This is a genomic window from Paraburkholderia sp. 31.1, from assembly GCF_014397645.1.
Taxonomy (GTDB): domain Bacteria; phylum Pseudomonadota; class Gammaproteobacteria; order Burkholderiales; family Burkholderiaceae; genus Paraburkholderia; species Paraburkholderia tuberum.
The window spans coordinates 18,925-35,391 of sequence record NZ_VZQN01000039.1; the positions used below are offsets into that span (position 1 = coordinate 18,925).

The following is a 16,467-nucleotide window of genomic DNA, read 5'->3' on the forward strand; positions in this document are numbered from 1 at the left end:
TCGAAACTCCTGATTTCCACGGAATACCTGCCGTTCGCAAGACCCGTACCCGAGACCGGATTCGAAGACTAGAATAAAAACACGCCGTGTCGAGACGGCTGCGCTGCGCCCGGATAGGGGGAGCGATCATGCGTTGTGGAATCGTTGGTCTATGCACTGGCGTGGCGGGCGTATGTGTGTTGTCTGGCTGCGTCTATTACGGTCCTTATTCGTACTATCCGGGAGCCGGTGGCTATTACGCCTGCACCAGCGCCACTGCCACTGGCCCCGCGCAAGCATCGTCTGGCAACGCGCCTGTGCCGGCGAGCGGTACGGCGGCCGCGAATCCGGCGCCAAACGACTTGCCGTTGTCGGGACAGAATTGCACGTACGTCGCGGTACCTGCGCCTGCTTATTACGGCTATCCCGGGTATTACGGTTATCCGGGCTATTACGGTTCTCCCGGCTATTACGGCTATCCCTATGGCTATTCATGGCCGGGCTACTACGGATGGTGGGGACCGTCAGTGGTGATCGGAGGCTACTGGGGCGGTGGCTATGGCCATGGCGGCTATTACGGCCACTGGCACGGAGGACATGGCGGGCACTGGCATTGAGCAGCCAGCACGCCAGCCAACTACGAAAACGTCTCCGGATAAAGATCCTCGCTCATGTCGAGATTGCCAGTCTGCGCGTAGATCAGCGGGTCGCCGTCCGCGCCGGCTAGCGCGCCATCGACGACGCGCCCAACTATCAGCCGATGATCTCCCGCCTCGATGTCGCCGGTCACCCGGCAGTCGAAATGCGCGAGCGCATCGAGTAACAGCGGCGCGCCGGTCACGCCGGTACGCCAGCGAGCCACCGCGAGCTTGTCGACGGCTCGGCCCGACTGCGTGCCGAAGTGCTCGGCGAGCCTCTGTTGATCCGCGCGCAACACGCTGATCGCGAACACCGCGCCGCTGCGCAGGAGTTCGTACGACTCATGCTCGGGACTGATGCCGAGCGCGACCAGCAATGGTGAAAACGAAACCTGCATCACCGAGCTTGCGGTGAACGCATTGCGGCGCTCGCCGTCCGCTACGCCGATCACGTACACACCCGCAGTCAAATGCCGGAAAAGCTGCGCGATCCAATTGCTCATAGGGCCTCCTGGATAAAATTTCGTCGCGTGTTGCATGCCTGTGCGGCTGCTCCGGAAGATGCAAAACTTAAATATTGAATCGATATAAACATATCGAAATAGAATGAATCTCAGCGCGGTTGTTCGTCAATAGAGCGTGCATGTTCGGGGCGACCAATAGCTTTGCACCAAGCGAGTGCGGCCGGCACGAGTGCGTGCACCGATTGGCACTTTCATCGGCTCAAAATAGAGCACTCCTGTTCTCTTATAGGGACGTAAAAAAATCTTCGCGATGATCCCGCTATTCACCTGAAGAATTAGAGCGTATTGCCGATAACCAGTTATGTCCGGTACTGCGTTTCGCGTCGGTATGGCCTTGTGTTATAGCGGGCGCCAAAGCGGTGATGTACCTGCTTATCCGTTCGGGTTCTTACATTCTCAATAAAGCGAACTATGAATTTCGGCAATATGAAACTCGGCGCCAAGCTGATCAGTGCGTTCATCCTGGTTTCGATCATCAGCGCTGTTGTCAGCGGGATCGGCCTGCACAACATGGCGGAGATCAGTGCGAACGCAGACAAGACGTATCGGCAGGACCTTGTCGGGCTCAACCTGATACAGCAGGCTAACGCCGACGTACTGAGAGTCGGCACCTATCTGCGCAACGCGGTTCTGGCCACGACGGCCGCACAGCGGGCTGGCTCGCTCGATCAAGCTGACAAGGCCTTTGCCTCGTCACGTGAGCACCTCAATCAGGCGGAGCCGCTCATCTATACCGACAAAGGCAAGGCTACGTTCGCCGACCTCGATCAAGGTTGGCAAAACTACATCCAGGCCTTCAATGAAATGAAAGGCAAGATCAACGCGGCGGCGTTAGGGGACCGGGACAGCCTGACCGAATACATGCTGGGCGAGTACCACGACAAAGGCTTCAAGACCCTCGTGCTGATGGGCAATCTGGTTGCCCTGAAACAGGCCGACGCGCAACGGACAGCTGAAGCCAACGATGCCGTGTACGAGGAAGGTCGAACTCTGATGCTGGTCTTCGTGGCGATGTCCGTGTCGATCGGCGTGGGAATCGGCATATGGATGATGCGTAGCGTAACGCGGCAACTGGGTACGGAGCCGGCGACGGCTGCTGCTGTGGCCAGAAGCGTGGCGGCCGGCGACCTGAACGTCAGTATCGCCCTGCGGCCCGGCGACACGAACAGCCTGATGGCGTCGCTCAAAGCCATGTGCGACGCCCTGGTGCAGGTCGTATCAGAGGTGCGCGAGAACGCCGAAGGTGTCGCGACTGCGAGTGCGCAGATCGCACAAGGCAATCTGGATCTGTCGAGTCGCACGGAGCAACAGGCGGCGTCGCTCGAAGAAACGGCTTCCAGCATGGAGGAACTGACTGCGGCGGTCCGCCACAACACGGACAATGCAACCCAGGCTGCCACGCTCGCGGGTACCGCCTCGAGCGTCGCGCAACATGGCGGCGAGATCGTCGGGCGCGTGGTCGACACAATGCGAGACATCTCCACCAGCTCGGCCACGATGTCCGAGATTATCGGGGTCATCGAAGGCATCGCCTTCCAGACCAACATCCTCGCGCTGAACGCAGCGGTCGAAGCGGCCCGCGCGGGAGAACAGGGGCGGGGCTTCGCTGTCGTTGCGGGTGAAGTCCGCACGCTCGCGCAGCGCAGTGCGACTGCCGCGAAGGAAATCAAGGAGTTGATCTCGGACTCTCTCAGCCGGGTGGAGGCAGGCTCGATGCTCGTCGAAGAAGCGGGCGGTGCGATCAAGGAAATCGTGCAGTCAGTGAAGCGCGTGACCGACATCGTGGGCGAAATCTCGTCGGCATCGAGCGAGCAAAGCACCGGTATCGAACAGGTCAATCAGGCAGTCAACCAGATGGACCAGGTCACACAGCAAAACGCTGCGCTTGTCGAAGAGGCGTCGGCGGCAGCCCAGACAATGGCCCGGCAAGCGGAAAGCCTGCGCAAGACGGTCGCTTTTTTCAAGGTCGATGGCGAGAAGGCTGCTTCATCGCGAGCGACGACGCAAGCGGCAGTACCGCAACGCACGGCCCTGAACCGCGCCCCGTCCTCTGCTGTAACACCGGCAAAGGTTGCGAGGAGACCAGTCCCCTCTTCAGAAGGTCCGGTAGTCGTCGCCGCCGCGACTGAGACGGACTGGCAGAAATTCTGAGCGATTCCGACCGGTTCCGGGTGCTGGATGACGTCGATTCATACCGTCGGCGCGTGCCAGCCCCGCGGGAGTCGAGCGGGCGAAGATCCGCGATGCACGTGCGCCGGATGGCTATCAATGCGCCGCGGCGACTGCCTCAGGCACGCAGGCAGCGTGGATGATCAACAGTGCAGCCAGGGCGTGTGATTGTGGACGGAGACAACCGGGCCCGCCGGTCAAGCGGGTTCGAGGAAATAGCGTGATGCGCGACTGCACTCGACGTGCAGCGCCTTGAATGTCGTCTCGCCGTCTCCGCGCTCTGGCCATCGCCGATCTCGTCTCGCGCCGCTCCGACATGCAGCGCGTGACGGGCAGATGCGCAGCGGTGAGATTCGATTAACGGTAACTCGTGAGATCGTAATCAAAACTATGGGATCAAACGCTCCGCTCAATGTCTCGACACTGGTTGTGAACTCGTTGGAGTCCGCCGGAATAGACCACGTGTTCCTGGTCCCGGGAAAACTGATCTATCCGCTGCTGGACGCAATCGACAACTCCCCTTTGATTCGCGGAATCGTAGGCGCTCATGAGACCGGCAGTGCTTTCATGGCCGATGGCTATGCCCGCGCCAGCCGGAAATTCGGTGTTTGCGCAGGGATTTCCGGCCCAGGCACGATGAATTTCGTTCCCGGCATGGCAGCCGCTCACGCAGACCGGATTCCGATGCTCTATATTGCCGGCGGGATCTCGTCGCACGCGGAAGGCAAAGGGGCGTTCCAGGATGCCACGCCCGGAGGCATTTTTGAAAGCGGCGTGGTCAGAAGTCTGGTGACGGATATCGTCGAGCTAAAGAACAAGGAAAATACTCAGGCCGAGATGCGTCGTGCGATCGAAGGGTTGAACTGGATGCGTCGAGCGCAGTCATTCATCAGTATCCCCGTAGACGTTCAAAAGCAGGATGTCCTGCCCGGTCAGGAGGTGGCACGGCAACCCTACGCTCACCGCGAATTTAACGCATGCGAAGTGCCCGCGAACCGCGCCGCTCTCGATGCGCTGTGCGATCAGTATCTGTTTCAGTCGAAGAGAGTCGCGTTTCTGGTCGGAAGTCGCGGCAATGATGCGGAAACCGCAAAGCTTCTTCTCGAGGTTGCCGAAGGCTTTCACATTCCAGTCGCAACGACACTATCGGGAAAAGGTGCATTTCCTGAGCAACATGCCCTTGCACTGGGTGTCTACGGATTTTCAAGTCATTCGCGCGCTGCACGGGTGATCAACTCCGACGAACTTGATGTACTAGTCGTGTTTGGTAGCGACCTGAACCAGCGAGACAGCATGAACTGGAGCAGGAGGCTGACAGGGGGGAAGGAGCTATTCATCTTTGATGACAGCTTCGATTCACCGGCGATGGGGCACATTTCGCGTCAAGGAATCTTCTCCGGAATTTCCGCGAGCTTCCGGTTGCTGGCCCAGAAAGCCGCGGACAACCCTCCCGGGCTGCCGCAAGCACTGCAAAGAAGAAAGGGGTGGATTGCCGAGATCAACGAGACCCCCCTGTACGACCACCGGTTCGAGCAGTTAGGAGACCGAGTTTCCAGCGGTGACGAAGCGCTATATCCTGGAGACGTAGTTAAGCACTTGTGCCGGATTCTGCCGAAGGACAGCAACGTCGTGGTGGATTCCGGAGCCCACCGCATCTTCATGGCCCATTACTGGCTGTCGTCAGGTAAGGGCAACTACTTTTCGTCGAGCTCGCTCGCCCCGATGGGCTGGGCCATCGCAGCCGGAATCGGCGTCAAGCTTGCGGCCCCGGAACGCCCGTGTGTCGTGGTGACCGGCGATGGCTGCATGATGATGCACGGCATGGAGATTCAGACCGCGGCTCGATACCGAGTCAAGGTGATCTATGTGGTTCTGAACAACGCCGCACATGGCGCAATCCATATCGACGCTATCAGGAGTGGTTCGATTTCAGAGCAGTTCACCAAATTGCCCTGTCATAGCTGGTCGGCTTTTGCATCATCGATCGGTGTGGCCGCGCGCGCGGTTGAGCGCATCGACGAGCTTGATGGTGTACTGAGTGAAGCTTGTCAATATGACGGCCCCTTTCTGATCGAAGTCATCACCGGAGTTTTTCCCGCGCCGAACCGGTACTATGCAGAAGCCGAAGCCTGTCCGTGAGATTCCATCCTTCAACGCGGCAAAGCCAACCGCATTGCTGAACGACGCCGCAATCAGACCGTCTGAACGCCGCGCCGCAGTTGTCAACGAAATGTCATTCGAACCGCCTAAGTTTAGACGTTCGAGCCGATGGCAAGGCTCGACGCGGCGATGGGCACGCCGGGCCTGCGGAATGCGCAAGAGAGGGATCGCGGCGCGTAGCTTGCTGCAACCATTGAACCGGTCAGTCAATCTCGTGGAGGCAAACCATGCTGTTCAAACGCGGAATTGCAGTTCTTGCCGTTGCTCTACCGCTCGCGGCCGCGCAAGCGCAAACCGTCAACATCACCGGCGCGGGCAGCACTTTTGCGGCCCCGATCTATAACAAGTGGGCTGACACCTACCAAAAGGCGGGAGGCGGCAAGGTCAACTACCAAGGCATCGGTTCAGCGGGCGGCATCAAGCAGATCATCGCGAAGACCGTTGATTTCGCAGGTTCCGATGCGCCGATGAAGGAGGACGAACTGGCGAAGACTGGCCTGTTCCAATTCCCGACCGTGGTCGGCGGCGTCGTGCCGGTTGTGAACCTGCCCGGCGTGAAGCCGGGTCAACTCATTCTGTCGGGTGCCGTGCTTGGCGACATCTATCTGAACAAGATCAAGAAATGGAACGATCCGGCGATCGCCGCGCTGAATCCGGGTATGAAGCTGCCAGATACGGACATCGCCGTGGTGCGCCGCGCCGACGGTTCGGGCACGAGCTTCATCTGGACGAACTTTCTGTCGAAGGTGAACCCGGAGTGGAAGTCGAAGGTCGGCGAAGGCACGACGGTGAACTGGCCGACCGGTACGGGCGGCAAGGGCAATGACGGCGTTGCCGCGTTCGTGCAACGCCTGCCGGGCGCGGTCGGTTACGTCGAGTGGGCATATGCGAAGCAAAACAACATGATCTACACCAGCCTGAAGAATTCGGCCGGTATCGTGGTTGCGCCGAAGACCGAAACCTTCAAGGCGGCCGCCTCGGGCGCGGACTGGAAGACGTCCTTCTACCAGATCCTGACGAACGAGCCCGGCAAGGACGCGTGGCCGGTCGTCGGCGCGACCTTCGTGCTGCTGCATGCGACGCAGGACAAGCCGGCGCAAGGCGCGGCAACGCTGAAGTTCTTCGACTGGGCGTTCAAGAACGGCGAGCAGGCTGCCAGCGATCTCGACTACATTTCGCTGCCGGATTCGGTCGTGTCGGAAATCCGCGCGCAATGGAAGACCAAGGTCAAGGACGCGTCGGGAAAACCGGTGTTTCAGTGAAGGCCTCGATGCCACCCGCCTCAAACAGCTTGTAATCGATCATGGACGAAGTCAATTGACGCAGGTCAATTGACTGACGCGCGGAGGCGGGTAACGTGTGTGACGGTCCTTTATCACCGCACGCTCATCACACGCCACGCCACGCCACGCTCGCGATGTACCATGTCTGCGTGAAATCTCGCGCTGGATATCGTGGAGTACATCATGGGAAGCGCATGGAAACGCCGCTTCAAACTGTTTATCCAGCGTTTCTGGCAGCCAACCAGCGCGTGCATGACCTGTATGCCGGGGAGCTGGGGCAACATCATGAGCCTCACGCACTGGGCGATCGCATTCAAAACCGGGCTGCTCACCGGTGTGCTCGCCCTGCTGCTCACCTTCACGCCGGCGGCGAAGTGGTACGGGAATCGCTATAGCAACGCACTGCTCGTCGGTTGCCTGACCGCTATCGGCGATGCCTACTCTCATTTGAGCCAGTACCGCTTTCATGTTCTCGAACACGTCGCGACGGGGGTCATGTCAGGCCTGTTCGCGCTCGCTGCGTCGTACCTGTTCGAGGACCGCGCGCGCCGCATACGCGCGGCGTGGTCGCGCTTGTTCGGATAATAAGACTTCGATCTCGAACATCGTGAGACCTCACGATGAGTGTTGCGCGTGACACGTTCGTGCCCGGATACATCGCGGTGAATTGTTCGCGTCAGTGCGGTGACGAAAGCAGTTTGAAGCGCTTCCACAGCTTCTTCAATGTCTGATGATCGGCAGCGACGCGTGACGCGAGGAAGCCGCGTGCGAAGGCCGCGCCCGAGGCTGCTTCCGGCGACGTTTTCAACAACGACTTCAGAAGCTGATCGGCGACGACGGCATCGTTGCGCCAGCCGAGATCATCCTGAAGCTCGGTGAGCGCGTCGACATAATGGCGAACGGCCTGCTTCGGGCATAGCGACGCAAAGAACTCGGTGGCGTATCGAACTTTTTTCGCCGCGATGCGGGCGCGGTGACGACGGTGATCGTCCAGATCGGCCAAACCCTTGCCACGTTTGATCAGTTTCTTGTGCCGACGACGCAGGACATCGGCAGCGAATGACTTCACCGGGCCGCTGATTGCGTTGCGCTGTTCGTCGGACATCTCATCTCGCCAACCTTTGCGGTTCACCCAAAGCGCGAACTGGAGCGCGAGCCGCGTGTAGCGAACCGACTCGACCGCGGCAGCCGCGCGCTGCCGGTTGTTGACGGCAATCTGCTCGCACGCCTCTCTGACGGGCCGGATCTCGTCCGCATTGCCGTCGGCGCCGGCATGGTCGAGCGTCGATCCCGCAAGCACTTCCCAGTCGCGCGCGCCGCCGAGTTCCGAGGCAATCCAGCGCACCTCCTCGTCGAATCCGGACGAGGCCGGGATGACCTTCGCAAACAGGTCGAGAGCCGAACGCAAGCGACGAAGTCCCACGCGCATCTGATGGACGCTCGATGGATCGTGGCCCGACACGACGCCCCGTTCATTCGCGTGGACCTGGTCCAGACAGTTGCGCACAATCACGCAGAACGCATCCTCGACCGAATCGCGTTTGTTCAGTCGCACTCGTTGCGCTTTCACCGCCTCGCTGTGCTCGTCAATGAGCAGTGCATACCCGACATCTGCCTTGCTGCGATGATCGATACGCAGCGGCACAGTTTCGAGCATTTCCAGCGCGACGCGGTACAGCACATCCGGATTGCCCTGTTTCAGTTCCAGTTCCACCGCGGCGATCTGCACTGATCCAGAATCCGCTTCGACGCTTCCTTCGTCGAGAGCAAGCTCGAGTTCGTCTCCGGACGGCTGGCGCAGCACAAACGCTGACCGGTTGATCCGCGTGACGAACACCGGCTTCAGTTGGGCCGCAACGGTCTCGTCGCGAATCAGCTTTCCGCAGTCGCTGTCGTCGGGGATCTGGTCGTACAGCAGCGTTAGATCGGGCGCGTCGCTATTCACGGGCATCTCGAACTCGTCCCGGTCGAACAACCCCGCCTTGGCCGATCCTTCGCGCTTCAGCGTCTGGATTTTGTCGTTGCCGACGGTGCGCACGCGCAGCGAAGTCCCGCACCAGTGAAATGAAAAATCGGGCGTGTCGAAATAGGTGCTCGTCAGCAGGTGAGGCGTTCCCGCTGTGGCTTCTGATTGCGCAAGCATCGACGCGTTACGCAATTTGACGAGATCTTCCGTCGCAACGCGCAGCTTCAGTTCCCGTTCCATGCTGCCTCCGAAATGAGCACCAGACTGTCAGACTACACCGGATTGGCTGGACCGCGTCACGGCCGATCGTCCCCAGTGGCCTCAGATAAAAGTTAGACACGGAAAAGTGGATGAGACGGTGGACGAGCCTGGCGCGAATGCCTGTACACGTTGGGACATCTTGATTAGGAAATGATCATTTCCTATAATTGCCGTATGACTACGCGCAACCATGCTGCCAGACAGCCACGTGCTCCAGGTCGTCCACGCGAATTCGACATGGACGTCGCGCTGGACGGCGCAATCCAGATTTTTCGCGAGCGCGGTTATCAAGGGACGTCTCTTGGCGACCTTGGGTCCGCGATGGGGCTCACGGCCGGCAGTATCTATAAGGCGTTCGCCGATAAGCGAGCGGTATTCCTTGCCGCGCTCGAGCGCTACATCCATCTACGAAATGGCCAGTTGCAGCGCCTGCTCGACGCGGAGCAGACCGGCCGCGACAAGGTACGGGCCATTCTGCGGTTTTATGCTGAGTCTGCAATTGGCGAAGAGGGCAAGCGAGGCTGTCTCGTAGTCGGAAGTGCAGTCGACCTGCTGGCCTTCGATGATGAGGTCGCGAGTCATGTGGTCGCGTCTTTGCAGCGAACGGAGCGTCTGTTGTGTCGTTTGATCCGAGTGGGCCAGACAGACGGTTCGATCGCGTCCGCCGTGGATCCGGACGCTACCGGCCGCGCACTGCTGAGTCTGACGCAAGGTTTGAGAGTCGTCGGCAAAGTCGGGCGATCTCGGGCACACATGATGGCGGCGGCGGATCAGGCCATGCGTCTGCTGGACTAAGCACAGCAAGACATCGCATCGCATGACCTCCGCGTGCCGGTCACCCTATTAGGAAACGTACATTTCCTAACATCATCCGCCAATGAGAAAAGCCGCTCAACGGTGTCATCCCCCAACCCAGAGGAGTTTCGTTCGTGAAAACACATCACTCGCCGGTGCCATCAGGGAGTTCCGGATTCGTAAGCACGTTGCCAGTAGCAAGGCCCGTTGCGGGGCTAGCAGGATTCGAGCACAAGTTCGCGACAGTCGACGGACTGAGGCTGCACTACGTCACCGGTGGAAACCCACAGGGCGACGTGGTCGTGTTGCTCGCGGGCTTTCCCGAGAGCTGGTTCGCCTGGCGCAAAGTGATGGGACTGCTTGCAAAAACCTACCGAGTCGTCGCACCGGACCTTCCCGGACAAGGTGATTCGGATCGTCCGATGGACGGCTACGACACACAAACCCTTGCGAGCCATGTTCACGGTTTGCTCCAGCAACTGGGGATGACCCGGTACTTTCTTGCTGCACACGACATTGGAGCGTGGGTGGCTTTTCCTTACGCCGTAATGTTCGGCGACGAGGTCCGGCGACTCGCGCTGCTGGATGCGGGGATCCCCGGCGTGACCTTGCCTGATGCGTTGCCGAGCGCGCCCGAGCGTGCATGGCGCACCTGGCATTTCGCATTTCACGGGCTACCGGACCTGCCGGAGGTGCTGCTCGCCGGCAAGGAACGTGAATACCTCGACTGGTTCTTGCGGCGAAAGGCGGCCAATCCCGATACTTTCACTGACGCCGATATCGATGAATATCTACGCATTCTCAAGAAGGACGGCGGCTTACGCGCGGGCCTTGCGTATTACCGGGCCGCGCATGTGTCCGCCCAACAGAATGCAGAACTGAAGCAACGAGGCATGCTCGACCTGCCACTGCTGACGCTCGGTTCCGATCAAGGTTCCATCGCCGATATGGCAACACCTTTGAGAGCCTTTTTCACCGACGTCAAAGGCCGCATCATTAGTCACTGCGGGCACTTCATTCCAGAAGAACAACCGCGCGCGGTCGCCGACGAACTCACGGCGTTCTTTGGAAGCGCAGAGGGGTAACGGGGCTACGTGGGCGCAAGATGCCGCGCATGGCTCAGGCGATGCGGGCGTGCTGTAGGACGATCCATGCGGACCACACAAGCAACGCAATGCCGAGCGGCTTGCCGATGGACCTGCCCCAGCTGAAATTCTTCTCGGCCGACATGATCGCGCCGAGCGCCAGCATCCAGCCGACGCTGCCAGTGCCGACCGCGAACATCAGCAGCATCAGGGCCCAACAGCAGCCGATGCAGAAAGCGCCGTGACTGATGCCGAGCGCAAAGCTCTCGCGGCGCGCGCTCCTGCCGCGCCAATGCTCGGTGATGAACATCAGCGGCGAGCGGCATTTGTCGAGACATCGGTGCTTGAGGCTGCTGAACTGATAAAGGCCCGCGAGCGCGACGATCGCGGCGCCGATCAGCCAGCCGTTTGCAAGCAAGCTCGCAGACTGGTCCGCGACCAGATGGAGCGCCGCGTCGAAGCCGTGCGCGAGCACGCCGAACAGCGCCCACATCGTCGCATAACCGACGATCAGAAGCGCCATCAGCGTGCGCCGGTTTGCGTGCGCGACGGTCATCCGCCGGAAGGTGTCGAAGAGCGGGAAGGCGGTCGGCAGCATCATCGCCGCGATCATCAGCAGCCATGCGACGCTGTGCAGCAATGCCGCAATCGTGAGGCTCGCGCCGGGCACCTCACGGCATATCGCGCCGACGAGCGGCAGTTCGGCCCAACTCGCATGATGCAGAAAACGCGCATAGGGCCCCGCGTCCCATATCCATAACGCGATCCACGCGCTGCCCGTCAATGCGACGAACAGCGGCGCGAACAGCCGCGAGCGTGCGAGCATCTTCACGACGCGAAGCTGAACGATCCCTGAATGGCGTTATGTCCGGTCAAGGCGAGGTCGAGATCGAGCTTTTCGTGCCGCAGGCGGAATGCGTTCGCCTTGCCGACGAAAGCAGGGGAGCCGGGTATCGTCGAAAAGATGCTTTCGACCAGTTTGGTCGGCTCGCCGGTCGGGCCGCGATAGGGCTCCAACTCGGCCTCGATGGCTTCGCCGACTTTCATCCTGCCCTTGCCGTCGACGACCGCGTATTCGATCGGCGCGCGTTCCACGGACACGACTTCGCCGATCAACTGCACGAGATCCGCGATGGGGCCACCGCGCTCGCCACGGTGCACGCTAACCAGGGCGTCGAATTGCGCGTCGCTCGCGCGCTCGTCGACGAACATCGCGACGCGCCAGCCGCCTTTGAGCACGTTGCCGGGAATGAACGCCGCGAACGCGATCGTCAGGCCCGAGACATCGACGCCGTCGATCATGCCTTGCTCGTAGTGGTACGCAAGCGCGCTGCGGCAAACGCCGTTATCGGGATCTTCTCCGATCCAGCACGGACACAGCACCTTGCATTCACACACTTCGAGGATGCTGCCCATCAGTTGATAGCTCATTCACGCCTCCGCTGCCGGTTGGATCCGGCCGGGAAGAACATCGCCGGACATCCTCTGTTGTAGCCGTTAAGCGGGCAGGAATCAAAGTGTTCGGGGCACTGCGAATGATTGAAGCGGCTTACACAGTCGGTGCTTTTGCGGTGCGGGAGGGGCGCAACTCTTATATAAGACATAAGACATTTGACCTTGCATGGGTATTGCAATTAAAATCGCGATCGAAGCAGTGCCCGGCACAGCTTGGAGTGCCTTAAAAGCCTTTCCCTGAAACGCAAATACCAGCAGGTCCCCCATGCTTGAAAATTTTCGTGCTCACGTGGCCGCACGCGCCGCGCTCGGCATTCCTCCCCTGCCGCTGACGGCTCAGCAGACCGCCGAGCTGGTCGAACTCCTGACGAACCCGCCCGCTGGCGAAGAGCAGACGCTGCTCGACCTGATCACCAACCGCGTGCCCGCCGGTGTGGACGAAGCCGCCCGCGTGAAGGCAGGCTTCCTCGCCGCCGTGGCCAACGGCCAGACCGCCTGCGCGCTGATCTCGCGCGCCCGTGCCACCGAACTGCTCGGCACGATGCTGGGCGGCTACAACATCCAGCCGCTGATCGAATTGCTGTCCGACGCCGAAGTGGGCACCGTGGCCGCCGACGCGCTGAAGAAAACCCTGCTGATGTTCGACCAGTTCCACGACGTCAAGGAACTGGCCGACAAGGGCAACGGCAATGCGAAGGTCGTGATGCAAAGCTGGGCCGACGCCGAATGGTTCACGAGCCGTCCGGAAGTGCCGCAAAGCCTGACCATCACCGTCTTCAAGGTGACGGGCGAAACCAATACCGACGACCTGTCGCCGGCCCCGGATGCGACCACTCGTCCGGACATCCCGCTGCACGCACTGGCAATGCTGAAGAACGCGCGTCCCGGTATCACCCCGGAAGAAGACGGCAAGCGCGGCCCGGTCAAGTTCATCGAGTCGCTGAAGGAAAAGGGTCACCTGGTCGCGTACGTGGGCGACGTGGTCGGCACCGGCTCCTCGCGCAAGTCGGCCACCAACTCGGTGCTGTGGTTCACGGGCGAAGACATCCCGTTCATCCCGAACAAGCGCTTCGGCGGCGTGTGCCTCGGCGGCAAGATCGCCCCGATCTTCTACAACACGATGGAAGACGCCGGCGCTCTGCCGATCGAACTCGACGTGTCGCAGATGGAAATGGGCGACGTGGTCGAACTGCGCCCGTACGAAGGCAAAGCCCTGAAGAACGGCGCAGTGATCGCCGAGTTCCTGGTCAAGTCCGACGTGCTGTTCGATGAAGTGCGCGCCGGCGGCCGCATTCCGCTGATCATCGGCCGCGGCCTGACCGCCAAGGCACGCGAAGCGCTGGGCCTCGCCCCGTCGACGCTGTTCCGCCTGCCGCAGCAGCCCGCCAATAGCGGCAAGGGCTTCTCGCTGGCGCAGAAGATGGTCGGCCGCGCTTGCGGTCTGCCGGAAGGCCAGGGCGTCCGTCCGGGCACGTACTGCGAACCGAAGATGACCTCGGTCGGCTCGCAGGACACCACAGGCCCGATGACCCGCGACGAGCTGAAGGACCTGGCGTGCCTCGGCTTCTCGGCCGATCTCGTCATGCAGTCGTTCTGCCACACCGCCGCTTATCCGAAGCCGGTGGACGTCAAGACCCACCAGACGCTGCCGAACTTCATCAGCAACCGTGGCGGCATCGCGCTGCGCCCGGGCGACGGCGTGATCCACTCGTGGCTGAACCGCATGCTGTTGCCCGACACCGTGGGCACCGGCGGCGACTCGCACACGCGCTTCCCGATCGGCATCAGCTTCCCGGCCGGTTCGGGTCTGGTCGCCTTCGCGGCCGCCACCGGCACGATGCCGCTGGACATGCCGGAATCGGTGCTGGTCCGCTTCAAGGGCAAGATGCAGCCGGGCGTGACCCTGCGTGACCTCGTCAACGCGATTCCGCTGTACGCGATCAAGCAAGGCACGCTGACGGTTGCCAAGCAAGGCAAGAAGAACATCTTCTCCGGCCGCATTCTCGAAATCGAAGGCCTGCCCGATCTGAAGGTCGAGCAAGCGTTCGAACTGTCGGATGCTTCCGCCGAGCGCTCGGCCGCCGGTTGCACGGTGCACCTGAACAAGGAACCGATCATCGAATACCTGAACAGCAACGTCACGCTGCTGAAGTGGATGATCGCCCAGGGCTACCAGGATCCGCGCAGCCTGCAGCGCCGCATCAAGGCGATGGAGCAGTGGCTGGCCGACCCGCAACTGCTGTCGCCGGATGCCGACGCCGAATACGCAGCCGTCATCGAGATCGATCTCGCCGACATCCACGAGCCGATCGTGGCCTGCCCGAACGATCCGGACGACGTGAAGACGCTGTCCGACGTAGCCGGCGCGAAGATCGACGAAGTGTTCATCGGCTCGTGCATGACCAACATCGGTCACTTCCGCGCCGCGTCGAAGCTGCTGGAAGGTAAGCGCGACATCCCGGTCAAGCTGTGGGTGGCCCCGCCGACCAAGATGGACCAGAAGCAACTGACCGAGGAAGGCCATTACGGCGTCTTCGGCACGGCTGGTGCGCGTACCGAAATGCCGGGCTGCTCGCTGTGCATGGGCAACCAGGCACAGGTGCGCGAAGGCGCGACGGTCATGTCGACGTCGACCCGTAACTTCCCGAACCGCCTCGGCAAGAACACGAACGTGTACCTCGGCTCGGCGGAACTGGCGGCGATCTGCTCGCGTCTCGGCAAGATCCCGACCAAGGAAGAGTACATGGCCGACATGAGCGTGCTCAACGCCAACGGCGACAAGATCTATCAATACATGAACTTCGACCAGATCGAGGACTTCAAGGAAGTCGCCGACGCCGTGACGATGTAAGTGTGCTGTCGGACTACGACGTGTGGTTCGCGTCGTAGCGCCACGAAATGGCGCCGTGGGCTGAATGCCTGCGGCGCCATTTTTTTTGCGGCGTTCGAGTCGAGGTCCGCGCGCGGCAGCCTCGCCGGGATCGCAGAGGAATCTCAGGGACTGGCGATAGCCGATCCGCATCGCAAGACAAACCCCGCGACCTGGTCCAACGCGTATCGGGCGCTTGCAAGCTCGTCGGTCGAGCGCTGGAACACGTGATGGAGTCCCTCGTAGATTTCCAACTGCACCGTGTTTCCCCGCTGCGCTGCGGCAGCCGCGTAGCGACCGAGACAGGACAATCGGTCTATGAAGCGGGTTTGCGCATCATTGGAGATTTCACGGAGCTCGAATCGTCCGTTGGCCGCGGTCAGGTTTCGCCAGCCGGGATGGTCCGGGTCACCGTGGCGCCGGTTTTTGGCCGGCTGTATGTGGTGCCGCGCCTGCCGGCATTTTTCGCCAGGTATCCGAACGTGTCGGTGGACCTGTCGGCCACGGAGCGAACCGTCAATCTGGTCGAGGAGGGCTTCGACCTTTCGATCAAAAGCGGGCGGCTTGCCGACTCTTCGATGATTGCAAGGCAACTGGCATCGAGCCCAGTCGTTGTCGTCGCAACGCCGGATTACCTCGAAAAACACGGGCGCCCCGAACGGCCACAGGATCTCGCCCGACATGCCTGCGTCGTTTTCGCACCGCTGCGCGAGCCGCGGGCGTGGCGCTTCGAAAACGTCGACGGTCCCGGCTTGCACGTCCCGTCCGGCAATTTTCACACCGGCGACGCGGAACAGATTCGCGCTGCCGTGCTCGCCCATATGGGACTGGTTCAAGCGCCGGCGTGGCTCTTTGCGCCGGAGATCGCGAGCGGTGCGGTCGTCAGCCTGTTGCCGGATTTCGCGCCGGCGCCGATGCCCATCCACGCCGTTCATCCTGCCGGCCGACGATTGCCGACCAAGACCCGCGTATTTATCGATTTCGTTTTCGGAAATTTTGACGTCTGATCCCGGTCCGGCCTTTGTCCCGGTCAGGACCTAGCGAGTGTTCCGCCGACACCGGATCATGCCGAACAGGGATCGCGGTCCGGCCTTACCGCGCCGCAGCCAATCCCCGGTCGACAAGGCACTTGACCCGTCCGACAATGTTTGGCGAAACACGGTCGAACGGGCTGCGATCCAGGCGTCTTGTTCCAATGCGGCGTGGGTCCCAGGTGGTCGTCCGCGATTTTTTTGACGCCCCCTGTCCGTCAGCATGCGGCCCGCGCGTCATTGTGATGGCGG

The 16,467-nt window shown here is 61.1% G+C and carries 13 protein-coding genes; 9 read left to right on the forward strand and 4 right to left on the reverse strand.

Annotated features, from left to right (window positions below):
* Positions 1–176 precede the first annotated feature (176 nt).
* Positions 177–596: a hypothetical protein gene (locus F6X37_RS26715; RefSeq protein WP_316252000.1), complete on the forward strand. Its 420-nt coding sequence runs from the start codon at positions 177–179 to the stop codon at positions 594–596.
* A 20-nt stretch (positions 597–616) separates the two neighbouring features.
* Here F6X37_RS26715 and F6X37_RS26720 read toward each other — a convergent pair whose 3' ends face one another.
* Positions 617–1,120 (reverse strand): flavin reductase family protein, encoded by a 504-nt coding sequence (locus tag F6X37_RS26720; protein WP_187613371.1) that lies wholly within the window; start codon positions 1,118–1,120, stop codon positions 617–619.
* Between the two features lie 432 nt (positions 1,121–1,552).
* On the opposite strand from F6X37_RS26720, the gene F6X37_RS26725 reads away from it, so the two are divergent.
* The 4 genes from F6X37_RS26725 to F6X37_RS26740 all read left to right on the forward strand — a co-directional run bounded on the left by F6X37_RS26725 (position 1,553) and on the right by F6X37_RS26740 (position 7,338).
* Positions 1,553–3,292: a methyl-accepting chemotaxis protein gene (locus F6X37_RS26725; protein ID WP_187613372.1), complete on the forward strand. Its 1,740-nt coding sequence runs from the start codon at positions 1,553–1,555 to the stop codon at positions 3,290–3,292.
* Between the two features lie 408 nt (positions 3,293–3,700).
* Complete coding sequence (locus F6X37_RS26730; RefSeq protein ID WP_187613403.1) at positions 3,701–5,449, forward strand: thiamine pyrophosphate-binding protein; 1,749 nt, start codon at positions 3,701–3,703, stop codon at positions 5,447–5,449.
* 248 nt (positions 5,450–5,697) lie between these two features.
* On the forward strand, positions 5,698–6,732 hold the full coding sequence (gene pstS, locus F6X37_RS26735) for a phosphate ABC transporter substrate-binding protein PstS (RefSeq protein WP_187613373.1): 1,035 nt from the start codon (positions 5,698–5,700) through the stop codon (positions 6,730–6,732).
* A gap of 204 nt (positions 6,733–6,936) precedes the next feature.
* Positions 6,937–7,338, forward strand: a complete 402-nt coding sequence (locus tag F6X37_RS26740; protein ID WP_090810890.1) for a hypothetical protein — start codon at positions 6,937–6,939, stop codon at positions 7,336–7,338.
* Between the two features lie 91 nt (positions 7,339–7,429).
* On the opposite strand, the gene F6X37_RS26745 is transcribed toward F6X37_RS26740, so the two are convergent.
* Positions 7,430–8,959, reverse strand: coding sequence for a CYTH and CHAD domain-containing protein (locus F6X37_RS26745; RefSeq protein ID WP_187613374.1), 1,530 nt, complete (start codon positions 8,957–8,959; stop codon positions 7,430–7,432).
* A gap of 258 nt (positions 8,960–9,217) precedes the next feature.
* On the opposite strand from F6X37_RS26745, the gene F6X37_RS26750 reads away from it, so the two are divergent.
* The gene (locus F6X37_RS26750) at positions 9,218–9,775 is read left to right on the forward strand and encodes a TetR/AcrR family transcriptional regulator (RefSeq protein WP_187613375.1); all 558 of its coding nucleotides are present in this window, start codon (positions 9,218–9,220) and stop codon (positions 9,773–9,775) included.
* A gap of 134 nt (positions 9,776–9,909) precedes the next feature.
* On the forward strand, positions 9,910–10,860 hold the full coding sequence (locus F6X37_RS26755) for an alpha/beta fold hydrolase (RefSeq protein WP_410451430.1): 951 nt from the start codon (positions 9,910–9,912) through the stop codon (positions 10,858–10,860).
* Positions 10,861–10,894: 34 nt separating this feature from the next.
* On the opposite strand, the gene F6X37_RS26760 is transcribed toward F6X37_RS26755, so the two are convergent.
* A complete protein-coding gene (locus F6X37_RS26760; protein WP_187613405.1) occupies positions 10,895–11,686 on the reverse strand; it encodes a DUF2182 domain-containing protein in 792 nt (263 codons plus the stop codon).
* Between the two features lie 2 nt (positions 11,687–11,688).
* Positions 11,689–12,291 carry a DUF1326 domain-containing protein gene (locus tag F6X37_RS26765; RefSeq protein ID WP_187613376.1) on the reverse strand — a complete coding sequence of 201 codons (603 nt, stop codon included), beginning with the start codon at positions 12,289–12,291 and terminating at the stop codon, positions 11,689–11,691.
* Between the two features lie 289 nt (positions 12,292–12,580).
* Here F6X37_RS26765 and acnB point away from each other — a divergent pair, with 289 nt between their 5' ends.
* Together acnB and F6X37_RS26775 are read left to right on the forward strand one after the other, a co-directional pair.
* A complete protein-coding gene (gene acnB / locus F6X37_RS26770) occupies positions 12,581–15,166 on the forward strand; it encodes a bifunctional aconitate hydratase 2/2-methylisocitrate dehydratase (RefSeq protein WP_187613377.1) in 2,586 nt (861 codons plus the stop codon).
* Between the two features lie 248 nt (positions 15,167–15,414).
* Positions 15,415–16,191 (forward strand): substrate binding domain-containing protein, encoded by a 777-nt coding sequence (locus F6X37_RS26775; RefSeq protein ID WP_262420029.1) that lies wholly within the window; start codon positions 15,415–15,417, stop codon positions 16,189–16,191.
* Positions 16,192–16,467 lie beyond the last annotated feature (276 nt).

Coding starts and splice junctions, on each gene's coding strand:
- pstS (WP_187613373.1), top strand. CDS start 5,698: ATGCTGTTCAAACGCGGAATTGCAGTTCTTGCCGTTGCTCTACCGCTC.
- F6X37_RS26725 (WP_187613372.1), top strand. CDS start 1,553: ATGAATTTCGGCAATATGAAACTCGGCGCCAAGCTGATCAGTGCGTTC.
- F6X37_RS26760 (WP_187613405.1), bottom strand. CDS start 11,686: ATGCTCGCACGCTCGCGGCTGTTCGCGCCGCTGTTCGTCGCATTGACG.
- F6X37_RS26750 (WP_187613375.1), top strand. CDS start 9,218: ATGGACGTCGCGCTGGACGGCGCAATCCAGATTTTTCGCGAGCGCGGT.
- F6X37_RS26730 (WP_187613403.1), top strand. CDS start 3,701: ATGGGATCAAACGCTCCGCTCAATGTCTCGACACTGGTTGTGAACTCG.
- F6X37_RS26740 (WP_090810890.1), top strand. CDS start 6,937: ATGGGAAGCGCATGGAAACGCCGCTTCAAACTGTTTATCCAGCGTTTC.
- acnB (WP_187613377.1), top strand. CDS start 12,581: ATGCTTGAAAATTTTCGTGCTCACGTGGCCGCACGCGCCGCGCTCGGC.
- F6X37_RS26765 (WP_187613376.1), bottom strand. CDS start 12,291: ATGAGCTATCAACTGATGGGCAGCATCCTCGAAGTGTGTGAATGCAAG.
- F6X37_RS26775 (WP_262420029.1), top strand. CDS start 15,415: ATGGAGTCCCTCGTAGATTTCCAACTGCACCGTGTTTCCCCGCTGCGC.
- F6X37_RS26745 (WP_187613374.1), bottom strand. CDS start 8,959: ATGGAACGGGAACTGAAGCTGCGCGTTGCGACGGAAGATCTCGTCAAA.
- F6X37_RS26720 (WP_187613371.1), bottom strand. CDS start 1,120: ATGAGCAATTGGATCGCGCAGCTTTTCCGGCATTTGACTGCGGGTGTG.